Below are 23,028 nucleotides of genomic sequence, written 5' to 3' on the forward strand. Positions count from 1 at the left end.
AACTTGAATTTCATTTGAAATGGGTTGAGAAATGTTTGGAAGACTTACAGATCCTACGGCAGGTGCTTTTCATGCGCTTGCACATGAGCCGATCGTTTTGTATACATGTATCGCGATTGTTGTAATTGGTTTAGTTGCTGTTCTTGCTTTAACGGCGCTTGGGTGGTGGGGGATTTTATGGCGAAATTGGATTACAACTGTTGACCATAAACGCATCGGTATTATGTATATAGTACTTGGAATTATTATGCTTGTTCGCGGTTTTGCGGACGCGCTTATGATGCGGACGCATCAAGCTTTAGCTCTTGGGAGTGAGACAGCAGGTTATTTGCCCCCTGAGCATTTTGATCAAATTTTTTCGGCGCATGGTACGATCATGATTTTTTTCATGGCCACGCCTATTTTATTTGGTCTTTTTAATTATCTTATACCGCTTCAAATTGGTGCGCGTGATGTTGCTTTTCCCTTTGCGAATAATCTAGGTTTTTGGATTACGGCTGCAGGAGCCATTTTGATTAATATATCACTAGGTGTTGGTAATTTTGGCCGTGGTGGTTGGCTTATGTACCCACCTTTTACAGAGTTGCAAACGAGTCCAGATACAGGGGTAGACTATTATTTATGGTCACTTCAGCTTTCTGGTATTGCAACAACTATGGGGGCAGTCAATTTCGTTGCAACAATGATTAAGATGCGTGCTCCTGGAATGACAATGATGAGAATGCCTGTTTTTTGTTGGAGCGCTTTTGTCAGTAATGTCCTTATTTTAGTGATTTATCCTGTCTTAACCGTAGCCTTTGCACTTTTGGCCTGTGATCGTTATCTGAGCATGAATTTCTTTACCAATGTTGGTGGCGGAAATCCAATGGTATGGATTAACTATGTTTGGGTTTTTGGTCATCCTGAGGTTTATGTTTTGGTTGTTCCTGCTTTTGGGATTGTTTCTGAGGTTGTGTCAACTTTTTCCTCGAAACGCCTTTTTGGTTACACTTCCATGATATGGGCTATGGTGGTTATTTTGATTCTTTCGCTTCTTGTTTGGGGACATCATTTCTTCACAATGGGTGGCGGTGAAGCTGTAAATACCTTCTTTAGTATCGCAACGATGATTATTGCCGTTCCAACAGGTGTAAAAGTTTTCAATTGGTTGCTCACAATGTATAAAGGAAGGATACGCTTTGAACCTCCAATGCTTTGGTGCATGGGCATGATCTTTACGTTCGTTGGTGGTGGATTAACGGGAGTTCTCTTATCTATTGTTCCTGCTGATTGGCAGTTTCATAATTCGCTGTTTTTGATAGCGCATTTTCACCATACGATTATCGGAGGCGTTGTTTTTGCTTATCTAGCTGGGCTTGCTTTTTGGTTTCCAAAAGTTTTTGGTTATAAACCAAATCGCATACTAGGGATTGCATCTTTCTGGTGTTGGTTTATTGGTTTTTATCTTGCCTTTTTCCCTGTTTATGCTCTTGGTTTAATGGGAGCGACGCGTCGTCTTCAGCATTATATGGAACCTAGTTGGCAACCAATGTTTATTATTGCTGCTCTAGGTGCTCTTATTATCTTACTTGGTATCCTTTGTTTTGTGTTACAGGTTGTTTTGGCAATTTGGTACGGTATTAAGCATAAAGGTCACTTACCGGTAACGTTAAATGATTCTTGGGGTGATGCACGTACACTTGAATGGTTTACCTCTTCACCACCTCCTTCCTATAATTTTGCTCTTCTCCCAAAGATACAGTCTGATGATGCTTATTGGAATATGAAGAAAAGTGGTTATCAACGCCCGACAAGTGGATTTACAAAAATTCATATGCCATCAAATACATCAGCTGGAATTATTGCTGGCTTCTTCTCATTAGTTGTTGGTTTTGCGCTTGTTTGGCATATTTGGTGGCTTGTTGCGATCGGACTAGTTGGTTTTGTTGCAACGCTTGTGTGTCATTCATTAACAGGTGATCACCATGGTTATTATATTCCAGCTGAAGAAGTACAAAAAACTGAAGATGCCTTTACAGCTGTTCTTAAAGAACAAGGAGTGACAGTATGAGTGCAGTAACAATGAATAATGCGAATACTGTGGATGAACTTCACCACGATAGTAGCTCGGTCATGACGTTTGGTTTTTGGGTCTATATTCTTTCAGACTTGATCCTGTTTTCGACACTTTTTTCAAGTTTTGCTGTCTTTTCTGCTTCTTATGGGGGCGGTAAAGCGGGTAATGAATTTATAGATTTAAAGTTTGTTTTAGTTGAGACTGCTTTTTTGTTGTTTTCATCCGTCACTTATGGTTTTGCAATGGTACAAGCACATAAAAACAACATTGGTGGTGTGCGTTTATGGATGGCTATTACCTTTGTATTGGGGTGCTGCTTCATTGGTATGGAACTTTACGAATTCCATGAATTGTTGGGTGAGGTTTTTTATTATGATCCAAATGCTTATGCGGGTATCGATCCTGCAACAGGTTTACAGCTTTTTGGACGAGAAATTCTCTCTGCTTATTGGTCAGCATTTTTTGCTTTGGTTGGCACCCATGGACTTCACGTAAGTGTTGGTCTTCTTTGGATGGTTGTGATGTTTTTTCATCTTCGTCGTAATGGCTTGGATCAGAATAATAAAACACGTTTAGCATGCCTTTCGATTTTTTGGCATTTACTTGATATTGTATGGGTTGGTGTTTTCACCATGGTTTATCTATTAGGAGCGTTGTGATGAGCATGCAAAATGAAACACATGGTCCCAGTACTGGTTCCTATTTGGTTGGTTTTATTCTGGCTGTATTTTTTACCCTGGGTTCTTTTGTTCCTGTAATGTATGGAATGATGGAAAGTTGGGCAATTAGTACAAAGGTTGCGTATCTTATTGGGATGGCAATTATTCAGATTATAGTACAAATTGTTTTCTTTTTACACTTGAACTCTGGTCCAGATGCCAAATGGAATTTAAGCGCTTTATGGTTTGCTGCTATTTGCGTTTTTGTTATTATTGGAGGTACGTGGTGGGCTATTTCCCATTTGAATTATAATATGATGGGTGGCTCGGGACGTGTTATTGAACCAGAAATATCAAGAATGGATGATTCTTCAGTATCTGAGCAGTTATCAAACAAAGATATATCTGTAAGAAAACAGTCAGAAAATATGCTGGACTCAGAAATATCCATGGAGCAAGTTCCAAGTATGCAGACTCCTGTAGATCAAGCACCTGGTTCAGAAGTGCCCATGGAACAAGTTCCAAGTATGCAGACTCCCGTAGATCAAGCACCTGGTTCAGAAGTTCCTATGGAGCAAGTTCCAAATATGCAGACTCCCGTAGATCAAGCACCTGGTTCAGAAGTGCCTATGGAGCAAGTTCCAAATATGCAGACTCCCGTGGATCAAGCACCTGGTTCAGAAGTCCCTATGGAGCAAGTTCCAAATATGCAGACTCCCGTGGATCAAGCACCTGGTTCAGAAGTTCCTATGGAGCAAGTTCCAAATATGCAGACTCCCGTGGATCAAGCACCTGGTTCAGAAGTTCCTATGGAGCAAGTTCCAAATATGCAGACTCCCGTGGATCAAGCACCTGGTTCAGAAGTACCCATGGAGCAAGTTCCAAGTATGCAGACTCCCGTGGATCAAGCACCTAGTTCAGAAGTGCCTATGGAGCAAACTCCAAGTATGCACTCTCCTGTAGAATAGTTGTAAAAAATACCTGTAGAGCTGATGCGGCATATATCAGCTCTACAGGTGTTGTCGAAAAAAATCGTAGGGTATGAAGAAGAGGCTAAGTGTAAGATATCAGGGGAATGCGTATCATGGTTTTGAATACACTTGTATTTTTAACAAGACGGTCCCTTGAGTTATTTAATCAAGCTTTAATTTTTGAAACAAATGGCTATTTGTAAAAAATATAAAGGATGGTCTTTGTACAATTCAATACAAAGAAAGGGGGTGTGGAAAACAGTTTTTATGTTGTGTAAATAAAGCTACGGAGAAGTAACGTTTTAATTTTACAGGATTTATATTAAAGAGAGCATTGAGGTTATTTATAATAATAACGTGTGATTTAAATCGGCAATTTAGAAAATAAACAGAAAACTTAATGAAAACCGTTGCAATGACAGTTATTGGTGCTGGTTCTTTTGGTACTGCATTAGCGATTGCTCTTGCTCGTAACGGTCATAATGTTTTACTTTGGGGATATAATTCTCAACACATCAAAAAATTACAAGAAGAACGTTGTAATCAAGTATATTTACCTGATATTCGATTTCCTGAAAATTTATTCCTTGAAGCTTCGCTTAAAACTGCGATAACGGCAAGTGATAATATACTAATCGCTGTTCCAAGCCATGTATTTCATCAAGTGTTGTATAATATTCAGCCTTATTTGGATCAATATTCACGCGTTATTTGGGCAACGAAAGGTTTAGAACGTGGTACAGGACGTCTCTTACAAGATGTCGCTCGTGAGATTTTAGGTGAAAAAATCCCTTTAGCTGTTTTTTCTGGACCAACTTTTGCTAAAGAACTCGCTATTGGTTGGCCTACTGCAATGACGATAGCTGCTTCTGATGTTGGGTTTGCTGAAGAATTGCAGCAACTTTTTCATTGTGACAAAAGTTTTAGAGTTTATAAAAGTTCAGATATGATTGGTGTTCAATTAGGGGGAGCTGTCAAAAATGTTATTGCTATTGGTGCAGGAATATCAGATGGCATGGGATTTGGGGCAAATGCACGAATAGCTCTTATCACACGAGGACTCGCTGAAATTAGTCGTTTAGGGGGTGCTATGGGGGCTGAGCTTTCCACATTTATGGGGATGACAGGCTTAGGTGATCTGGTTTTGACATGTACTGATAATCAGTCACGTAATCGTCGTTTTGGGCTACTTCTTGGTAAAGGAATAGATATAAAAGAAGCGGAAAGACAAATTGGTCAGGTTGTGGAAGGGTATTTGAATACCAAGGAAGTCCATACGTTAGCGCAACGTATTGGGGTAGAAATGCCTATTGTAGAACAAATCTATCAAATTCTCTATAGTGGTAAAGACATAACTGAAGCAGCTGACACATTACTAAGTCGCACTCTCAAGGACGAAATATAGTGTTATCCTGTATTTTTAAATAACTTCAATCGTAAAAAATAGAAATATAAAATAGATTGTATTGATGATTGTATAAGACTATTATATCTGAGAAAATTACAGATTCATATCATTCGATTCTCTATGAAGTAGAGTTGAAATATAAAAGTTTTGGCTCTTATTAAGTAACTCTTTGAAAATAAACTATCATTTCTACTTACATATATTTGTCTAATGTAATGAAAGAGAAATTTTAATTTTTTCTTAAACGCCTCTCACAATAATATTTGAAGAATAGTAGAAAATCCATGGGAGAGTAGCACCTTATTTATATAAAGTTAAGCTAGAAATATCATTGCTATTATCCAATTTCCGATATTATTTGTGCGTTTAATAGCTTTTGTATACTAGATAGGGGGGAGGGTATTACGTATCTAGCATACAGAAGCTGTAACAGCAGAGAAAGCTCGAAATGCCTTAATTTTGCCCTCAATATGTTGCGGCTTTGAGGTTGATGTTGATTTACAAGCTGTAGAAAAAACATGGGCTTTGTTAGAAAAACAACACCATAAAACACAAAATTTTCCAGAAAAATGAATTGGAGAGATAGATCAGTTTTTTTATAAAACACTTTGCAAAACAATAATAATAACCCAATTGGCTTTGTGTTTGCTTATCCTTCTAGAGGAGTATACACGTTCTTTGCGTTATATTCATAAAGGTTAGCTTGAGAGAAATATATGGATTATTCTTGGCTCGAAAAGTTGAAAGGAACGCGCAATAACTGCAATACCCCTGCCATTAGAGGTATTAAAAATTTTTGAAACAAGCCATTTGCTATCTCGTCATGATTTTTTCTGCAATCGCTCATGTTCCCTTAGTAAGAATTGTATGTCATCATATATAATAGATTGGTCTTCATGAGATTCAATCTAGTACACTCATCATTATGCGACTAAAGCACTCTACAGATAATCGATTTTATTTTTTAGTTGGATATTTTTTTATCCTTCTTGGGAATCTTCAGTTTTTTTCAGTTCTTCAAGTATTGGCATAGACATGATATTATAGCCTGAATCAACATAGTGGATTTCACCTGTAACGCCTGATGACAAGTCAGAGAGTAGGTAGAGAGCAGACTTTCCAATTTCATGAATATTCACGGTACGACGTAATGGGGCATTACGTCGTTGGTGTGAAAATATTGCACGCGCAGCTGCAATACCATTCCCCGCTAAGGTTCTAACAGGACCAGCTGAAATTGCATTGACGCGGATATTTTGCGGACCAAAGTCTGCCGCTAAATAACGGACCATAGCTTCTAAAGCAGCTTTAGCAACCCCCATGATATTATAATTAGGAACAACTTGCTGTGAAGCGCCATAGGTAAGGGTTAAAAGTGCCCCTCCATGAGGCATAAGCTTCTCCGCACGCTGAGCAATTTCAGTAAAGGAATAAGCTGAAATAACCATTGTACGTTGAAAATTTTCACGTGTTGTAACATCAACGTAACGCCCTTTTAGTTGATTTTTATCTGAAAAACCAATAGCATGGACAATAAAATCAATCGTTTTCCATTCTTTTTCAAGTTTCTCAAAGACGTCGTCGACATTTTCAATTTTTTCAACATCACACTCTAGAACTAATTTGCAGCCAAGCTTATCAGCTAGAGGCTGCACACGTTTTCCGAAAGCATCTCCTTGATAAGTTAAGGCTAATTCAGCTCCTGCTTGTGCGAGTTGACAGGCAATTCCCCAAGCAATTGAATGGTCATTCGCAATTCCCATAATAAGGCCACGTTTGCCCTCCATCAAACCTTTCATATTATTCTCCGTAAGACCGTATTTTTTTTCAATTACTAAGAACTTTCATTTATACATAGCGTTGAAAAATAAGCGTTGCATTGGTACCGCCAAAGCCAAAAGTATTTGACAATACGGTATTCAGTTGTTGATGATCGCGTCGTTCACGAACAATTGGCATATCCGCAAAAGCTGGATCAAGTTCTTCAATATGGGCACTTTCACAGATAAAATTATGGTTCATCATGAGCAATGTATAGATTGCTTCGTGAACACCTGCGGCTCCTAAGGAATGCCCTGTTAGAGATTTGGTAGCAGAAATGGGGGGGCATTGATCACCTGCTCCAAAAATACGGCGGATAGCTTCTATTTCAGGAGGATCCCCAACAGGCGTTGCTGTTGCATGGGGATTGATATAATCAATTTTATCGTGGACTGTTGCAAGAGCCATGCGCATGCACCGTTCTGCTCCCTCTCCTGATGGAGCAACCATATCATGTCCATCGGATGTCGCACCATATCCAACGATTTCTCCGTAGATTTTTGCTCCACGTGCTTTAGCAAGTTCTAGTTCTTCAAGGACTAAAACGCCAGCACCTCCAGCAATAACAAATCCATCACGATTGACATCATAGGCCCGTGAAGCTTTATGAGGGATATCATTATATCTGCTAGACATAGCACCCATAGCATCAAATAAAACAGAGAGTGTCCAATCCAAATCTTCGCAGCCACCGGCAAAGACGCGATCCTGTTTACCATATTGGATCATTTCATACGCATTCCCAATACAATGATTGGAGGTAGCACAAGCTGAAGAGATTGAATAATTGACCCCTTTTATTTTAAAAAAAGTTGCCAGTGTTGCAGATGCTGTAGAACTCATTGCTTTAGGCACAACAAAAGGCCCAACACGTTTTGGACCCTTTTGGCGTGTAATGTCAGCAGCTTCGACGATTGACTGTGTTGAAGCCCCTCCAGAGCCCATAATAATACCTGTGTGTTCGTTTGATACTTCATGAGGCTCTAAACCTGCATCAGCAATTGCTTGATCCATGGCAATATGATTCCATGCTGTTCCACGTCCATGAAAACGTAAAGCGCGTCGGTCTACGAGTTCTTCTATATTAATATCAGGTTTACCATAAACTCTGCTACGAAAGCCTAACTCAGCATATTGAGGTGCGTAAGAAATTCCGGATTTTGCTTCACGTAAACTGGTTAAAACGACCTCTGGATTATTTCCAATTGCGGAAACAATTCCCATTCCGGTTACAACAACACGACGCATTCATACCTCCTTATTCCATACAGAATAGTAAAAAATTCTTTCTGCTGAAAATAACATTCAATCTTCTTTGAATAAAGCAACGCGCAAATCATTCGCCTTATAAATAGTTTCTCCATCTGCTTTGAGCCATCCATCAGCTATTCCTAAGACTAAATTTCCACGTCGAATACGCTTAAAATCTATTCCATATTCAAGAAGTTTGGTTTGTGGCGTTACCATACCTGATAATTTTACTTCACCTGTTGATATCGCTCTCCCTTTCCCTGGTTCTCCCAACCAACCAAGAAAAAAACCTGTTAATTGCCACATACCATCCAATCCAAGACATCCTGGCATAACGGGATCACCTATAAAGTGACAACTAAAGAACCAATGGTCTGGCGTAATATCAAATTCGGCACGAACCATTCCTTTATCGTATTTTCCACCAGTTTCACTGATTTGAGTGATTCGATCAATCATCAACATTGGCGGTGCCGGCAATTGCGCATTACCCTTACCAAACATTTCGCCGCGAGCGCAGCTTAGAAGCTCTTCATAAGTGTAGCGAGACTTTTGTTCAGCCATGGTTACTCCATTTATTTGCATATATCTTTATTTCTGCGCTTTTCCCCGACCTACTTTTAGAGCAAATTTTAAAGAGAGGGAAATGATTTTATATCATTTTTAATGACAAAAGCCCTTTTTTATGTATTCTAGATAGATAATTATTTAAAAATGGAATACAAGATTGCACCGTACTGTTCCCATTTTTTTATATTTTTATCTTATTGAAGCAGGAAGATATTTTGGTTTGTAATATGTCAGGGAATGCAGACAATTTAGATATGAATGAAGAGAAACAGTCCACAAAAGAATGTGGAGAAAGTGTCCAGTATTATTCCGCTTCTATGATAGAAAAACGTTTGCGTGAAAATGGTTTGCGTCCAACGCGTCAGAGATTAGAACTTGCACATATGATTTTTTCTGAAGGAAATCGTCATATTACGGCTGAAGAGCTCTATGAGGAAGCGGTGAGGGCGGGTGTTCCCGTATCCTTAGCAACGGTCTACAATACGCTTCATCAATTTACCGAAGCGGGATTGTTACGGATTATTGCCGTAGAGGGTTCGAAGACTTGGTTTGATACGAATACCTCTGATCACTACCATTTTTATATAGAAGGTGAAAATCATATTCTTGATATTCCTTGCAATTTAGAAGAATTGCCCATTATTGGAAATTTGCCTACACCACCAGAAGGTATGGAAATTTCACATGTTGATTTAATCGTGCGATTAAAACCAAAAAGTCAATCTTGTGGTAGGGAGTAGGGATATTCAATAAGGAATAAAAATTAAATTTGATGCGTTTGAGCATTCACCAGCCTTTTATTTTTTCATCAGGATAAATCCCCCATAATTGAGGTTGATGAAGCCATCCATGGGCATTATTAAGAGTGATTTCGCACCATTGTCCATCACATTGGTGGATATTGCCAATGACATTAGGCTCTACTTCTGCAACAAGTTCTGAGTTATCGGTGGGTTTTTTTCGTAGCATTAGCCTTTTTGTTTTATCTTTTTGCCATGGAATAGTTATAGCCGTTCGCTTTCCTGATAAAAGCGATTGATATACCCACCCTTCATCGCCTTCTGCATCACGAATTTTGCGCCATTGATCATATTCTTGGATGATTTCAATAGGTAGTCCCTTCTTTTTGTAGGTAAAAATGATGGAATAGTTGCTTCCTGGCCCAACACGGACATTAACACGAGTAGGTTTAATCGAAGCAAATCGCGGAAGCGGTAAACCACTAGGTCCTAAATTTTGATTAAGGGTTTGTGCGTGCAACAAACGTGGTGAACTCAATACAATGACTTTTGTTAAGATACATGCAAGCATTAAAACGCGAAACCAACGAGAATTTTGCACACTGAACTCCTTTATTTCGTCATATATGGGTAATTTAAAATCTGGAAGATAAGATTGGAGGCTGATAAAAATTATGCCATATTGCCCGTTAACGAGATCTAAACAATGAAAAAATTGTTACGAGAAGAGGCAAATAAAAGTTTGAATTTCTGAGTGCTTAGGGTGTTGATGAGGGGATAGTTGTAAATAAGTATTGGATTTTTGGCGAGTTGTATGCGTGAGAAAAATATTAAAACAGCAAAATATATCGTGGTTAGAGCAGTTTTTGTACAGGAAATAAGAGCTACAATGTTGTTTCTTTTTTCCAAGAGTGTTTCTTGAAATAAAAGTACAATTATGCATTTTATGAACACGAAAACTGTTCAGTAAAGGGATTATGATTTGGCTTGAGAAGACGGTTTTGAATGGACAAAAGAATACGCTGAATGAAGCATTTAAGTTTAAAAATATGAGCAACATTATAGAATAGGTTGATATATAAGATCTTATACAATGATATTGTTTATCCGTACATGAATAAGCAGGTACACCATCATTCTATTTCACAGGTCTCAATGTTATACCGTTCCTATTATTTAGAGCGTTTATAAAAAGCATTTTTATTTGCAGACAACCCCCGCTTGTCGATGTACAAGCAAAAAAGTTGATTCAATATGAGAGGATATTGAAGGAATTTGCTGCATGCGAAGTTATTAGCTGATATGAAAGACGATTACTTATGATGATAAATCAATAATTTATCAAATTTCGTTTGTTTCAACTCAGTATAAAAAGTTTGATGAAAGAAGAGGGACTATTCAATACGCTTTATGAGGTTAATTACCATAAGTGAAGGGAAAAAGAACTATGTGTTTTCATATTCTTACACACACAATCGCATATTGCGATAATCATTTATGTTTTGCAAACGGAACTAAAATCTTCGAAAGATGCAGAATATTTAAGGACAAAAAAAATCATCATCAGATGTGCATATAAGAAACAATTTTTAAGAGATAAAAAGAAGAAGAAGAGTTATAGCGAAAAGTGATAATAAAATATCTTGCACTCAACCCGCATTTTACATAGGAAAAAATTGCTTAAATCTCTAAAGAAAGTGCCGTTTGTTATCTATTATTAAAAATTACAAAGTGAAGTAAACTCCATCTCTATGATAAAAAAATTATCACTTTGTAGATAATTAACACACTCAATTTATATAACTAAAGTCCTAGACAACATCACACAAAAAACCATAATCCCCTGCAATCTATCAATTGCCTATAAAGATAAAGCCTTTTGGCAGCTTATTTTCTATTTCTTATGTCATTCTATGATGCATCAAAAGCACATCACTTCATCGCACCAGCTCGCCCGTTACTCACAAAACCTTCTCTTTGCGCACGTTTACGAGCAAGCTTACGTGTACGACGAATAGCCTCAGCTTTTTCACGAGCACGCCTTTCAGATGGCTTTTCATAATAACTACGCATTTTCATTTCACGGAAGATACCTTCACGCTGCATCTTTTTTTTCAACGCGCGCAGCGCTTGGTCAACATTATTATCACGAACGAGTACTTGCACTATTTATCCTGCTTTTTTCAGTGTCATAAATGATAGGAAAACCTACGTCCTTTTAAAGGCATATCTAAAAGGACAGAGGCTTATATCATACAAATAAGACATTTGTCTATATAGCTTTTTAAAATTCTATTCTTTTTGTAATAAAATGCTTTTTATAATAAAGGGTAGAGTTTACGGCTATAAACTTATGAAAGCCCTTGTATTTGATCATTTTTGTCAAGATGAATTTTTTCAGCAGCAGGATAATGCGGTAAGCCGGGCATGGTCATAACATCTCCACAAATGACAACAATAAAGCCAGCTCCTGCACAGAGACGAACTTCTCGTACAGGAATTTCAAAATCGACAGGAGCACCATATTGCTTGGGGTCAGCAGAAAAAGAATAAGGTGTTTTTGCCATACAAATAGGGTAGGTGCCAAAACCTTCTTTTTCCCAAGATTCAAGTTGTTTAAGAATAGGAACTGAGATGATGGCGCCACGCCCACCGTATAGCTTTGTTATAATACAATTAATTTTTTGAATGAGGGGAATATCATCTTGATAGAGAACTTTAAAATGGGAATCTTGCTTTTCAATTAAGGCAACAAGTTCTTGTGCAAGTGCTACGGCGCCTTTTCCACCTTGTTCCCAATGCTTACAAATAATAGCTTTGTGTCCAGTTGTTGCAACTATTTCTTGTAGTGTTCTTATTTCAGCATCGCTATCGCTGCCAAAATGATTAATCGCTACAACACAAGGGATACCGTAGAGCTCCATATTTTTGATATGTCGTAAAAGATTAGCGGCTCCCTTTTCTAAAGCGGTGATATTTTCTTCTGTCAGGTTATTTTTATCCATACCACCATTCATTTTTAATGCACGAATCGTTGCGACAATCACTGTTGCATTTGGTACAATACCTGCTTGCCGACATTTGATGTTGAAGAATTTTTCTGCGCCAAGATCGGCTCCAAATCCTGCTTCTGTGACAACATAATCAGCGAGTTTTAAAGCGGTTTTTGTTGCTATAACTGAGTTGCAACCATGAGCAATATTGGCAAAAGGCCCTCCATGAACGAGAACAGGATTATTTTCAATTGTTTGTACAAGATTGGGTTGTATGGCGTCTTTAAGAAGAGCTGCCATTGCGCCTTCTGCATTAAGATCAGCCACTGTTACGGGTGTTTTATCATAACGATAGGCAACAATAATTTTTTTGAGTCTTTGTGTAAGGTTTTCTAAATTTTCAGAAAGACAAAGGAGTGCCATAATTTCTGATGCAACAGTAATATCAAAACCTGTTTGGCGTGGAAAACCATTTGTTATGCCTCCCAATGAAATAACGATATCGCGCAATGCTCGGTCATTCATATCAAGAACGCGCTTCCAAACAATGCGACGTGGGTCAATGTTTAGAGTATTTCCCCAATAGATATGATTATCGATCATTGCAGCAAGAAGATTATGCGCTGCTGTAATAGCATGAAAATCACCAGTAAAATGTAAATTAAGGTCATCCATTGGGACGACTTGTGCATACCCACCACCAGCGGCACCACCTTTTACACCAAAACAGGGGCCTAAAGATGGTTCTCTCAAAGTGGCTATTGTTTTTTTGCCAATGAGATTAAGAGCGTCATTCAGTCCAACAGTTGTTGTTGTTTTTCCTTCTCCAGCAGGTGTGGGATTGATGGCTGTGACGAGGATAAGTTTACCATCTGGATTTTTAAGCGATTTTATGTAGGAGGAAGAAATTTTAGCTTTATCATGTCCATAGGGAATGAGGTTTTCATGGGCGATACCAATTTTTTGTGCAATTTCAGTAATATGCTGCTTTTTAGCAGTGCGAGCAATTTCAATATCTGTTTTAGGCATGGAAAAATTCTTTAAATGGAGCTTTTATTAACATTTGGAATCTGTACTTTATGGATTAATGAAAAAAAACCATAGAGAATAGAAAGCGTAAGATATAGCATAGAGATCAATGATGTATCGCGCAAGAGATAATGCTAAAAGAGCACAAGAAGAGTTTTAGCGTTTTTTGGGGAAAAAACTCTGTATTTTCAGTTTCGATAAGTTTTTAGCCAGCCTGCAATATCATTCTCAACATGAGCTCATGATGAACATCAGAAAAAAGTCTTTGGGCGATATTAATTTAAAAACTTTTTACGCAGCGATATTGATATCTTATATTTGTTATTCTGGATAGCCTGCTGGAAGAATTTTAGAAGGCGGTAAAAACTGCAATTTATGGAGACATACCTAAAGTTTCTCTTAAAAATAGGGAGAACAAAAATGAAATGTTCAGAAAGATTTCTTACTGGAAACGATAGAAATAAGCACGTAAAAAATTACCCAACTGGTTAAAAAGTATAACCCAGAAGAAATCAAAAACAAGCGCATAGATTGCAAAAAAAAGCAACAACACCCACCAACTCATACAATCACTACGATTATTGCTAATGAAAACACCTTTGGATTAAATTAAAGGCAACAAACACCCCATTCTATCAAAAGGATTAAAGAAACGACTCATAACAGAATGGAACAACAAGCCATAAGAAGACTAAAGACAAGCAAAAAATAAATCACGTATTAAAAGAATTTAAAGAGCTTGAGTTTGTGAGTAAGATATTGAACTTATTGATAGATGGCGCACCCGAAGAGATTCGAACTCCTGACCCCCAGATTCGTAGTCTGGTGCTCTATCCAGCTGAGCTACGGGTGCACACATTTCAATTTTTTATATGTCTAAGACAATGGGTTCCTAATCGTTTCATTAAAGAAATGCAAGTGAAACTTGGGTTGCGTAATAAAAAAAATCTCTTTTTTATGAGATATTAAAAAAAACTTATAATATATTATGGATGCAGTTGGATTTTTGATAGGGTCATTTTTCTGCTGTGACCTTACCACGCAATATGAACGATAGTTAATTTGACGTTTTAGTCTATGAACGATAGTCAGACAGAGATGATATATGTTTTTGCGGTGGGGGGTACGATATATACCTGCTGTTTGGTTTTTTGTGTAAAACGCCGATACGACTGTTGAAAACTATTTCAGGTAAGCATGATACAGCAAGGGTAGATGTATGGCGTTATTAAAAAAGATCTTTCCATTGATGTTATTAATTATCGTTTTAACGGTTGTTTATTGGGCTGGAAAACAGAGTGCAGAGCAACCTATTTCTATGGTGGATAAAACAAGTATATCACATAAAGCTTCAAAGGGAAAAATAGGAAGACCACCGACAAATGTTGTCGTCGATTTTGTAAAAACGCAAGATTTTTATGAACACCTTAACGTTATTGGGAGTGGAAAAGCACTTGCTGAAGTAGATTTAACCCCTTTATCATCAGGTGTTATTGATAAGCTTTTTGTGTCTGCTGGTACAAAAGTACAAGTGGGAGACGTGATTGCAAAGCTTGATTCTAAAAAGGAAGAAATAGCGGCTGCAAAAGCAAAAGTACAACGCGATAATAACGCATTAACGCTTTCGCGGATTCTTAAATTACGAGCTAGCAATACAGCAACAGAAGTGCAAGAACTTACGGCACGCTTAGAGCTAGATAATGCAAATTTGGTTTTACGGAATGCTGAGGTAGATCTCGACCGGAGAACAATTCATGCACCAATCGCTGGAGTTGTTGGTATTCTACCTGTTGATGTGGGAAATAACGTGACCCTTAATACTGTAATAGGACGTATTGAGAATAGGGAACGTATTTTAGTCAATATATGGGTCCCTGAACGATATGTATCGCGTATCCATAAAGGAGATGAGGTCATGGCAACATTAACAGCACAGCCAGATAAGCCTTTTGTTGGTCATATTTATGCAATTGATAATGTTGTTGATCCAGAAAGTCGCACACTTCATGCTCAGGTTGAAATTAATAATGAAAAAGACACGCTCATGTCTGGTATGTCCTTTTCTGTTGCCTTGCAATTTCATGGTGGTTCTTTCCCTGTTGTTAATCCCCTTGCGATTCAATGGAACAGTAAAGGATCATTCGTTTGGCGTGTGAGAGAAGGGAAAGTAGAGCCTATACCCGTATCGATTATTCAGCATAAAGCAGATCAAGTTTTCGTGAAAGCCTCTTTAGCAAATGGTGATCAAGTTGTCATTCAAGGGGTGCAAATGCTTTATCCAGGAAGTAAAGTAATTATTGATGATCCAAAGTCCCATCAACAGTAATTATCAGTAGTTTATGGAACGGATATACAATGAGCCAAGAATTGAGCACAAAACAGCCAATGTCACAAGCGGAGCAAGGTGGTCTCATTGCCTTATTTATTCGCAGACCAGTTTTTACTTTTGTTTTAAATGCCATGATCATCATTGCAGGATTTGCCGCATGGTTGAATGTTGATGTGCGAGAATTACCCGATGTTGATACGCCAGTAACAACGGTTGTGACGATGTTTTCTGGTGCGTCGGCGGAAACAATTGATCGTGAAGTGACAAAAGTTATAGAAGATGCTGTTTCTCGCGTTTCAGGTGTTAAGACGATTTCTTCAACGTCTTCTTTTGGACGCTCCCGTGTGCAGATTAATTTTAATGTCGGTGTTGATTTGAATGTAGCAGCATCTGATATTCGAGATGCTCTGTCTCGCATTGCTTATTCTTTACCCAAAAATGCAGATGTCCCTTTGATCATTAAAGCAGATTCGAATGCTGCTGCCATGATGTATTTGGTTGTGACATCCCCAACAATGAGTATTGATGATTTAACCGCGGTTGTAGACGATCAGATTGTTGATGCAATTTCTGCTGTTGATGGTGTTGGTGATGTCCAGATCGCAAGTGCGCGCACAAAGATTTTTCAGATTGATATAGATCAAGCAAAACTTGCAAGTTATGGATTAACTGTTGCAGACATTTCACGTGTTCTTGCTGATATGACAACGGATGTGCCAGTAGGATCATTACGCAATTCTAAGCAAACTTTAGTTGTTCGCGCCACCGCACGTTTAACAACACCAGAATCTTTTGAACAAGTTGTTTTAAAGCCTCGTGTACATCTTGGTGATGTTGCGCATGTAACTTTATCACCCGATATAGAAAACGTTATTCTTCGTATCAACGGAAAGACAGGGATTGGGTTAGGTATTGTGCGTAAAGCACAATCCAACACGCTTAACATTTCTGCAGGCGTAAGAGCTGTTGTTGATAACCTAAAAAGTGTCGTTCCTTCTTCTGTACATATAGACGTTATTAGTGACGATGCAATTTTTATTAAAAGCGCCCTTCATGAGGTTGAGGTTGCATTGGTCATAGCTATTTTGAGCGTTATCTTGGTTATTTTTCTCTTTCTCAGAGACATTCGTGTAACGCTGATACCTGCTTTATCTCTTCCTGTCGCTTTGATTGGTACTATTGCCGCTATTTACCTTGTAGGGTTTTCATTGAATATTCTCACATTTTTAGGGCTTGTTTTGGCAACAGGGCTTGTTGTGGATGATGCCATTGTTGTTCTGGAAAATATTGTTCGATGGCGCAATATGGGGATCGGTTCTAGGGCCGCAGCGGTGTTAGGAACTCGTGAAGTCTTTTTTGCTGTTATCGCAACAACATTGACTCTCGTTGCTGTGTTTGTCCCTATTTCTTTTCTTCCTGGACAAGTTGGAGGACTTTTTAGAGAATTTGGTTTTGTTTTGGCAATTTCTATTTTGCTTTCTTCAATCGTTGCCTTAACGCTTTGTCCTATGTTGGCTTCACGTTTTCTTAAAGAACATACTGAGGAGCAAGAGGAAAAAGCCCATCATCATTTTACTTTTTTATATAAATGGGGTTCTTTGTTTCATAAGGCCTATACGTACAGTTTGCATAAGTGTTTAGAAAAGCCTTGGACTGTTGTTTTTGCTTCATTTGTTTTTGCAGCGCTTTGCGTTGGAGGCTATACGAAGTTGCAACAGGAATTAACGCCAGCAGAAGACAGAGCCCTTATCTTTTTGGTCATTAATGGACCACAAGGTATTTCAACACAATATTTGAACGAACAGGTAGAGCAAATTGAAGAAAGTTTACAGCCATTACGTGATGCAGGTGAGATTGCTAATAATTACTCTATTGCAGGTATTGGCGGTTCACCCAATACTGCTTTTTTGGTTTTATTGCTTTCATCTTGGGATAAACGTTTACGCAGTCAGCAAGAAATTGTGAAAGATGTTAATGCGAAGGTTAGGCAATTTCCAGCAGTTTTTGTGTTTGCTGCACAGGGAAATTCTCTAGGTGTGAGAGGAACGGGGCAAGGGTTACAGTTTGCAATTCTTGGCAATGATTATGCGACATTACAACCTATTGCTGATCAGTTGGTACGTGCTTTACAAGCAGATCCGCGTTTTATTCGCCCACGTCTTACTGTTGATGCTACACAACCGCAATTTTTTATTGAAATCAATCGAAAAAAAGCCTCTGATTTAGGGATTGATATCACCAATTTGGGCGATACATTACAAGCAATGTTGGATGGTAAAAAGATTGGTTCCATCAACGTGGATGATCATTCTTACGATGTTAAATTGATATCGCGTAAAAATCCTATGAAAAGTCCTAGTGATTTAGAAAATATTTTTTTAAAGACCAAAGACAATCGATATGTTCCTTTATCGGTTATTGCGCGTTTACATGAAAAAGCTATCGCCCCCCAATTAAAACGGGAAAAGCGCATGAGTGCTGTCATTTTAAGTGCAAATCTTGCTCCAAGTATCACTTTAGGGGAAGCTTACCAAACTGTGCAGAAAATTGCTTCTCCTTTGTTATCGAAAGGAACCTATGTGGTCCCTTTGGGAGAAGCCGAAACACTTCATGAAACATCTTCCAATTTTATGATTGTTTTCGGCATTGCCTTTTTGATTATTTTATTGGTTTTAGCGGCTCAGTTTGAAAGCTTTATTTCAGGATTCATTATCATGGCCACTGTTCCATTAGGGATTGGTTGTGCTGTAATTGCTATGCTTTTGAGTGGTGTGAGTCTTAATATTTACAGTCAAATTGGATTAATTTTGTTAATTGGCGTTATGGCAAAGAATGGTATTCTGATTGTTGAATTTGCAGATCAATTACGTGATCAGGGAAGAAGTGTGCGTGAAGCTGTAGAAGAAGCAGCCAATATTCGTCTGCGTCCGGTTTGTATGACAATGATTTGTGCCATTTTAGGCGGTATTCCTTTGGTTTTAGCCAAAGGTGCTGGTGCAGAAGCTCGTATAGCTTTAGGCTGGGTTATCGTTGGTGGTTTAGGTTTAGCAACAATTTTTACGCTTTACGTTACACCGGTTGTTTATCTTTTTTTAGGGCGTTTTATAAGATCAAAAGCAGAAGAAGATTTGCGCTTAACAAAAGAACTCAATCAAGTTAAATGATGGTTCGAGTAGAGAAGATTTGAAAGTTTATTTTTATAAAAGTATCACTTTTGGATTTTATTTTTTACTTTTATATTCCTTCATTTTTGTGTGAGCAGTGAAAAGAGCGAGCAATCGAGGAGACGTTTTTTGCTTTGTTATTGTTTGGATAGAGATTTCATTATCAATAATCGTATAGGATAAGCTTATGGGAGATAGCTTTTCGATTCGAAATGAAAAGGCTTTTGAAGCCGCATTAAGAGCTTTAAAAAAACATGCTGCAAAGGATGGAGTCTATGATATTCGTCAGCATTTTATAGAGGATGACCAGCGTTTTTCTCATTTTTCTCTCAGACTTGATGATCTTCTTTTCGATTTTTCAAAATGTGGTGTAACATTTAAAACATTGCAACTTCTAGATGATTTAGCTGTCGCAGCAGATGTGTTGGGTCGGCGTGATGCAATGTTTTCGGGCCAAGCCATTAATACAACTGAAAAACGCTCTGTTCTTCATATTGCATTACGTTTACCTGCTGACGAAATTTTCATGCTGGATGGTCATAATCTTATTGGCGATATTCAAGACGTCCTTAAAGATATGGAGAGATTTTCTGAAAAGGTGCGTGATGGCAGCTATAAGGGAAGTAGTGGAAAGAGAATAAGGGATATTGTTAATATTGGTATTGGGGGCTCTGATCTTGGTCCTGCAATGGTCACCTATGCTTTAAAACCTTATCATGATGGTCCACGTTGCCATTTTGTTTCTAACGCTGACAGTGCTCATATTTCTGATACACTCTCTCTTTTGAATCCAGCAACAACGCTTTTTGTCATTGCTTCTAAAACTTTTACAACAGCTGAAACAATGGTCAATGCTCAAGTTGCACGTCAGTGGATTTGTTCACATTTAGGGGAAGAAGCTATTCACACGCATTTTGTTGCTGTTTCGAGTGCGCTTGATAAAGTAGCAGAATTTGGCATAGATTTCACAAGAGTTTTTAAATTTTGGAATTGGGTTGGAGGACGTTATTCAATTTGGTCTGCCATTGGACTTGTTGTTATGTTTGCCATAGGGGGGCAAAACTTTCGCCAATTTCTCAATGGTGCTTTACAAATGGACCAACATTTTAAAACCATGCCCTTGCATAAAAATATTCCTATTCGATTTGCTCTTTTAGGGTTCTGGCATCGTGTTATTTGTGGTTATTCATCACGCTCTATCATTCCCTATGCACAGCGCTTAATACATTTTCCAGCTTATTTACAACAGCTTGATATGGAATCAAATGGGAAGCAAGTCTCGTTGGATGGAAAACCATTAAATTTTTCAAGTGGTCCAATTGTTTGGGGTGATTCAGGAACAAATAGCCAACATGCTTTTTTTCAGCTTCTGCATCAAGGAACAGATGTTATTCCTGTAGAGTTTATTTTATTTATAAAAGGGCATGAGAAAAATTTACATTCTATGTATGAGATGTTGTTGGCAAACGGTTTAGCACAATCAAAAGCCTTGATGAAGGGACGTAGTATTGAAGATGCTCGGCATATCTTGATAAAAAATGGTGTTGATGAGCGTGAAGCAGATCATTTAGCACTTCATAGAAGTTTTAGAGGAAATCGTCCCAGCATTACGCTGGTTCAAGATTTATTAACGCCTTTTGCACTTGGTCGTCTTATTGCGCTTTATGAACATCGTATTTTTGTTGAAGGTATTTTAATGAATATTAATTCATTTGATCAATGGGGTGTTGAGCTTGGTAAAGAATTAGCAAATGAGTTACTTCCTATTCTTCGTGGAGAAAGTAAAGCGAATAATCGCGATAGTTCAACATTAGGGTTGCTTGCCCATATTCAAGCAAGACGCGCAAAATAAGTATAATTTTATAAGAAATTTTGTACGAACTTAAGCAAAAGTAGAATAAGAGAGAAATAATAAGACAATTCTCTATTTTATTCTACGCTTCCTTATTTTTCGAACTGGATTTTGGCAATAGAAAATCAAAAGTTGAAAATTTAGCTGAGGTGATTTTAGCAGGCGATGCCAGTGTGTGCATCATATATGCATCAAACTTTTTTCATTTTCTACATTATAGAGCTTCTGTATATTTATAGGTTTTAGCGCTCCTTTATTTATTTTACAGGGGCTATCTGTTTACTTAAAAGGCTTAGAAATAAAAGGAAGAGCTGTATAAACAATATTCAATTATTACACTCCTTTTTGTGCTTACAGGAAGAGATAAAATTTTTTGAATAAATACTCATAATATTAATTCTAAGTGCGCACATTGTATGAAAAAAGCTGAGGGGGCTTGTTACTATAAAAACCTCTGATGCGGATAAAACGCATTGAGCCTGTTAATCAACGGAATTGCAAAGAGCTCTATAATCACTATTGTTTCTAAAACTCTATCAAAGGTTAGTGATTGGCAAAAATCCTTTAATAATATTTAAAGAGATATTTTATGTCAGTTTAGGTAATCTGAAGATTGAAAGAGAAGAAGCCTAGAAATTATAATACTCGTGGGAATCTAATATCTATTTCTAGGGATGCATATAGACTGGCGCGAACTGGTCAATTACAAACAAAAAATCCTGCAAGTGCTAAGCTTTAAATTATACTATACTGAGCATAGACAAGATCGTTTTAAATCAATGGCGGAGAGAGAGGGATTTGAACCCTCGATAGAGTTACCCCTATGCCGCATTTCGAGTGCGGTGCTTTCAACCACTCAGCCACCTCTCCATATGAAGTGCAACAAAATGCGCACTATTTAAGTAGTGCCTATGATGGGTAGATAACCTTCAATTGTTTTGGGTACAACCTTTTTTTCTTTTTTATGGGACTTTATTGACAGAGAATAGAAATTCCTTCATATAGGTAGAATATCAGCGTGGAGGAATCTGCGCATATTTGTGTTAGGGAAGGTTTTATCCTTCTTTAAAGTTGATTACGACTGATAAAAAGCAGCCTATTTTCCCTTATTTCAAGGTAAAAATTAAATAAGAGCTGGAGTGAACGGAAGGATAAAAAATGTTCGCAGTCATTAAAACCGGTGGTAAGCAATACCGCATTGTTGCTAACCAAGTGGTAAAAGTTGAAAAAGTTATTGGAAATGCGGGTGATGTTGTTGAATTCAACGATGTTCTGATGGTTGGGCAAGAAGGTAATGCAGTTATCGGGACCCCTGTTGTTGCTGATGCGCTGGTGACAGCTGAGATTTTAGAGCAGGCACGTGGACGCAAGGTTATCGCATTTAAGAAACGCCGCCGTCAAAATTCTAAACGCACGCGTGGTCATCGTCAAGAATTTACAACACTGCGTGTTTTAGAAATTTTAATGGGTGGTTCAAAGCCTAAAAAAGCAGCTGCAAAACCCATAAAAGAGGAAGCAACGGCAGCAAAAGAAACAAAAAATGCCGCTGTTGAGAAGAAGGCTGAGAAAACGGTTGAAAAAAAGGCTGCATCGCAGAAGAAAGCGGCTGTAGCATCAAAAAGTAAGAAAGATTAAAGGAGAGCGTCTATGGCACATAAAAAAGCTGGTGGTTCCTCGCGTAATGGTCGCGATTCAGAATCGAAACGTCTAGGCGTTAAAAAATTTGGTGGTGAAACCGTTATTGCTGGGAATATTATCATCCGTCAGCGTGGTACACGTTGGCATCCCGGCGACAATGTCGGCATGGGAAAAGATCATACGCTTTTTGCTTTATCAAAAGGAAAGGTTTCTTTTCAACGCAAAGCAGGTAACCGTTCCTATGTTTCAGTTATCCCTATGGTGGAGGCAGCAGAATAATCTGTAGCATTTTCTCTAGGAAGCAACTGGGGCGTCATTGGATTTTGGAATTTCATTGAATTGCAGTTGTAGTTTTTAAGCATTAAAAGGGAAAGATAGAATGTTATCTTTCCCTTTTTGCATTGGTACTATGATGAATCTAAAAAGTATACGAAAAACGAAAAAGGTAGAATTGAGGAAATGAATTTTCTCTATGAGGGAAAAATTTTTGCTGTGTTGTGTTTGCATTGAAGGTATTGATACTATGATGGAATTTATTGATAAATTT

General features: G+C 38.0%; 16 protein-coding genes and 2 tRNA genes. 10 read left to right on the top strand and 8 right to left on the bottom strand.

Annotated features, from left to right (window positions below; genetic code table 11):
- Window positions 1-31 precede the first annotated feature (31 nt).
- From cyoB to gpsA, 4 genes are all read left to right on the top strand, one after another.
- On the top strand, window positions 32-2,050 hold the full coding sequence (cyoB, locus tag FJG96_RS03120) for a cytochrome o ubiquinol oxidase subunit I (protein ID WP_139412687.1): 2,019 nt from the start codon (window positions 32-34) through the stop codon (window positions 2,048-2,050).
- Complete coding sequence (locus FJG96_RS03125; RefSeq protein WP_139412688.1) at window positions 2,047-2,715, top strand: cytochrome (ubi)quinol oxidase subunit III; 669 nt, start codon at window positions 2,047-2,049, stop codon at window positions 2,713-2,715. Before cyoB ends, FJG96_RS03125 begins: the two co-directional genes overlap by 4 nt.
- Window positions 2,715-3,683 carry a cytochrome o ubiquinol oxidase subunit IV gene (gene cyoD / locus FJG96_RS03130; RefSeq protein WP_139412689.1) on the top strand — a complete coding sequence of 323 codons (969 nt, stop codon included), beginning with the start codon at window positions 2,715-2,717 and terminating at the stop codon, window positions 3,681-3,683. The genes FJG96_RS03125 and cyoD overlap by 1 nt, the downstream gene beginning before the upstream one ends.
- A 403-nt stretch (window positions 3,684-4,086) precedes the next feature.
- Entirely contained in the window at window positions 4,087-5,091 is a 1,005-nt protein-coding gene (gpsA, locus tag FJG96_RS03135; protein ID WP_139412690.1) for an NAD(P)H-dependent glycerol-3-phosphate dehydrogenase, read from the top strand.
- A 983-nt stretch (window positions 5,092-6,074) separates the two neighbouring features.
- Here gpsA and fabI read toward each other — a convergent pair.
- From fabI to fabA, 3 genes are read right to left on the bottom strand one after another with little or no spacing between them, the layout of a single operon-like run.
- Window positions 6,075-6,893 (bottom strand): enoyl-ACP reductase FabI, encoded by an 819-nt coding sequence (fabI, locus tag FJG96_RS03140; protein ID WP_005774468.1) that lies wholly within the window; start codon window positions 6,891-6,893, stop codon window positions 6,075-6,077.
- 49 nt (window positions 6,894-6,942) lie between these two features.
- On the bottom strand, window positions 6,943-8,163 hold the full coding sequence (gene fabB / locus FJG96_RS03145; RefSeq protein WP_139412691.1) for a beta-ketoacyl-ACP synthase I: 1,221 nt from the start codon (window positions 8,161-8,163) through the stop codon (window positions 6,943-6,945).
- Between the two features lie 57 nt (window positions 8,164-8,220).
- On the bottom strand, window positions 8,221-8,730 hold the full coding sequence (gene fabA / locus FJG96_RS03150) for a 3-hydroxyacyl-[acyl-carrier-protein] dehydratase FabA (protein ID WP_139412692.1): 510 nt from the start codon (window positions 8,728-8,730) through the stop codon (window positions 8,221-8,223).
- A gap of 233 nt (window positions 8,731-8,963) precedes the next feature.
- Here fabA and irrA point away from each other — a divergent pair, with 233 nt between their 5' ends.
- Window positions 8,964-9,476, top strand: coding sequence for an iron response transcriptional regulator IrrA (gene irrA / locus FJG96_RS03155; RefSeq protein WP_139412693.1), 513 nt, complete (start codon window positions 8,964-8,966; stop codon window positions 9,474-9,476).
- A 46-nt stretch (window positions 9,477-9,522) separates the two neighbouring features.
- Here irrA and FJG96_RS03160 read toward each other — a convergent pair whose 3' ends face one another.
- The 4 genes from FJG96_RS03160 to FJG96_RS03175 all read right to left on the bottom strand — a co-directional run bounded on the left by FJG96_RS03160 (window position 9,523) and on the right by FJG96_RS03175 (window position 14,351).
- Window positions 9,523-10,077, bottom strand: coding sequence for an SH3 domain-containing protein (locus FJG96_RS03160; protein WP_139412694.1), 555 nt, complete (start codon window positions 10,075-10,077; stop codon window positions 9,523-9,525).
- A 1,331-nt stretch (window positions 10,078-11,408) separates the two neighbouring features.
- A complete protein-coding gene (gene rpsU, locus FJG96_RS03165) occupies window positions 11,409-11,642 on the bottom strand; it encodes a 30S ribosomal protein S21 (RefSeq protein WP_005774473.1) in 234 nt (77 codons plus the stop codon).
- Between the two features lie 185 nt (window positions 11,643-11,827).
- Window positions 11,828-13,498, bottom strand: a complete 1,671-nt coding sequence (locus FJG96_RS03170) for a formate--tetrahydrofolate ligase (RefSeq protein WP_139412695.1) — start codon at window positions 13,496-13,498, stop codon at window positions 11,828-11,830.
- Window positions 13,499-14,274: 776 nt separating this feature from the next.
- A tRNA-Arg gene (locus FJG96_RS03175) sits at window positions 14,275-14,351 on the bottom strand.
- Between the two features lie 366 nt (window positions 14,352-14,717).
- Between FJG96_RS03175 and FJG96_RS03180 the strand changes: the two genes are divergently transcribed.
- The 3 genes from FJG96_RS03180 to pgi all read left to right on the top strand — a co-directional run bounded on the left by FJG96_RS03180 (window position 14,718) and on the right by pgi (window position 20,843).
- Window positions 14,718-15,824 carry an efflux RND transporter periplasmic adaptor subunit gene (locus tag FJG96_RS03180; protein ID WP_139412696.1) on the top strand — a complete coding sequence of 369 codons (1,107 nt, stop codon included), beginning with the start codon at window positions 14,718-14,720 and terminating at the stop codon, window positions 15,822-15,824.
- 29 nt (window positions 15,825-15,853) lie between these two features.
- Entirely contained in the window at window positions 15,854-18,991 is a 3,138-nt protein-coding gene (locus tag FJG96_RS03185; RefSeq protein WP_139412697.1) for an efflux RND transporter permease subunit, read from the top strand.
- 187 nt (window positions 18,992-19,178) lie between these two features.
- Window positions 19,179-20,843, top strand: a complete 1,665-nt coding sequence (pgi, locus tag FJG96_RS03190) for a glucose-6-phosphate isomerase (RefSeq protein ID WP_139412698.1) — start codon at window positions 19,179-19,181, stop codon at window positions 20,841-20,843.
- A 780-nt stretch (window positions 20,844-21,623) separates the two neighbouring features.
- On the opposite strand, the gene FJG96_RS03200 is transcribed toward pgi, so the two are convergent.
- Window positions 21,624-21,713 (bottom strand) — tRNA-Ser (locus tag FJG96_RS03200).
- 288 nt (window positions 21,714-22,001) lie between these two features.
- On the opposite strand from FJG96_RS03200, the gene rplU reads away from it, so the two are divergent.
- Together rplU and rpmA are read left to right on the top strand one after the other, a co-directional pair.
- Window positions 22,002-22,478, top strand: coding sequence for a 50S ribosomal protein L21 (rplU, locus tag FJG96_RS03205; RefSeq protein ID WP_139412699.1), 477 nt, complete (start codon window positions 22,002-22,004; stop codon window positions 22,476-22,478).
- Between the two features lie 12 nt (window positions 22,479-22,490).
- Window positions 22,491-22,760: a 50S ribosomal protein L27 gene (rpmA, locus tag FJG96_RS03210; RefSeq protein WP_139412700.1), complete on the top strand. Its 270-nt coding sequence runs from the start codon at window positions 22,491-22,493 to the stop codon at window positions 22,758-22,760.
- The last annotated feature ends 268 nt before the right edge of the window (window positions 22,761-23,028 follow it).

It is taken from the genome of Bartonella mastomydis (genome assembly GCF_900185775.1).
Lineage (GTDB): Bacteria > Pseudomonadota > Alphaproteobacteria > Rhizobiales > Rhizobiaceae > Bartonella > Bartonella elizabethae.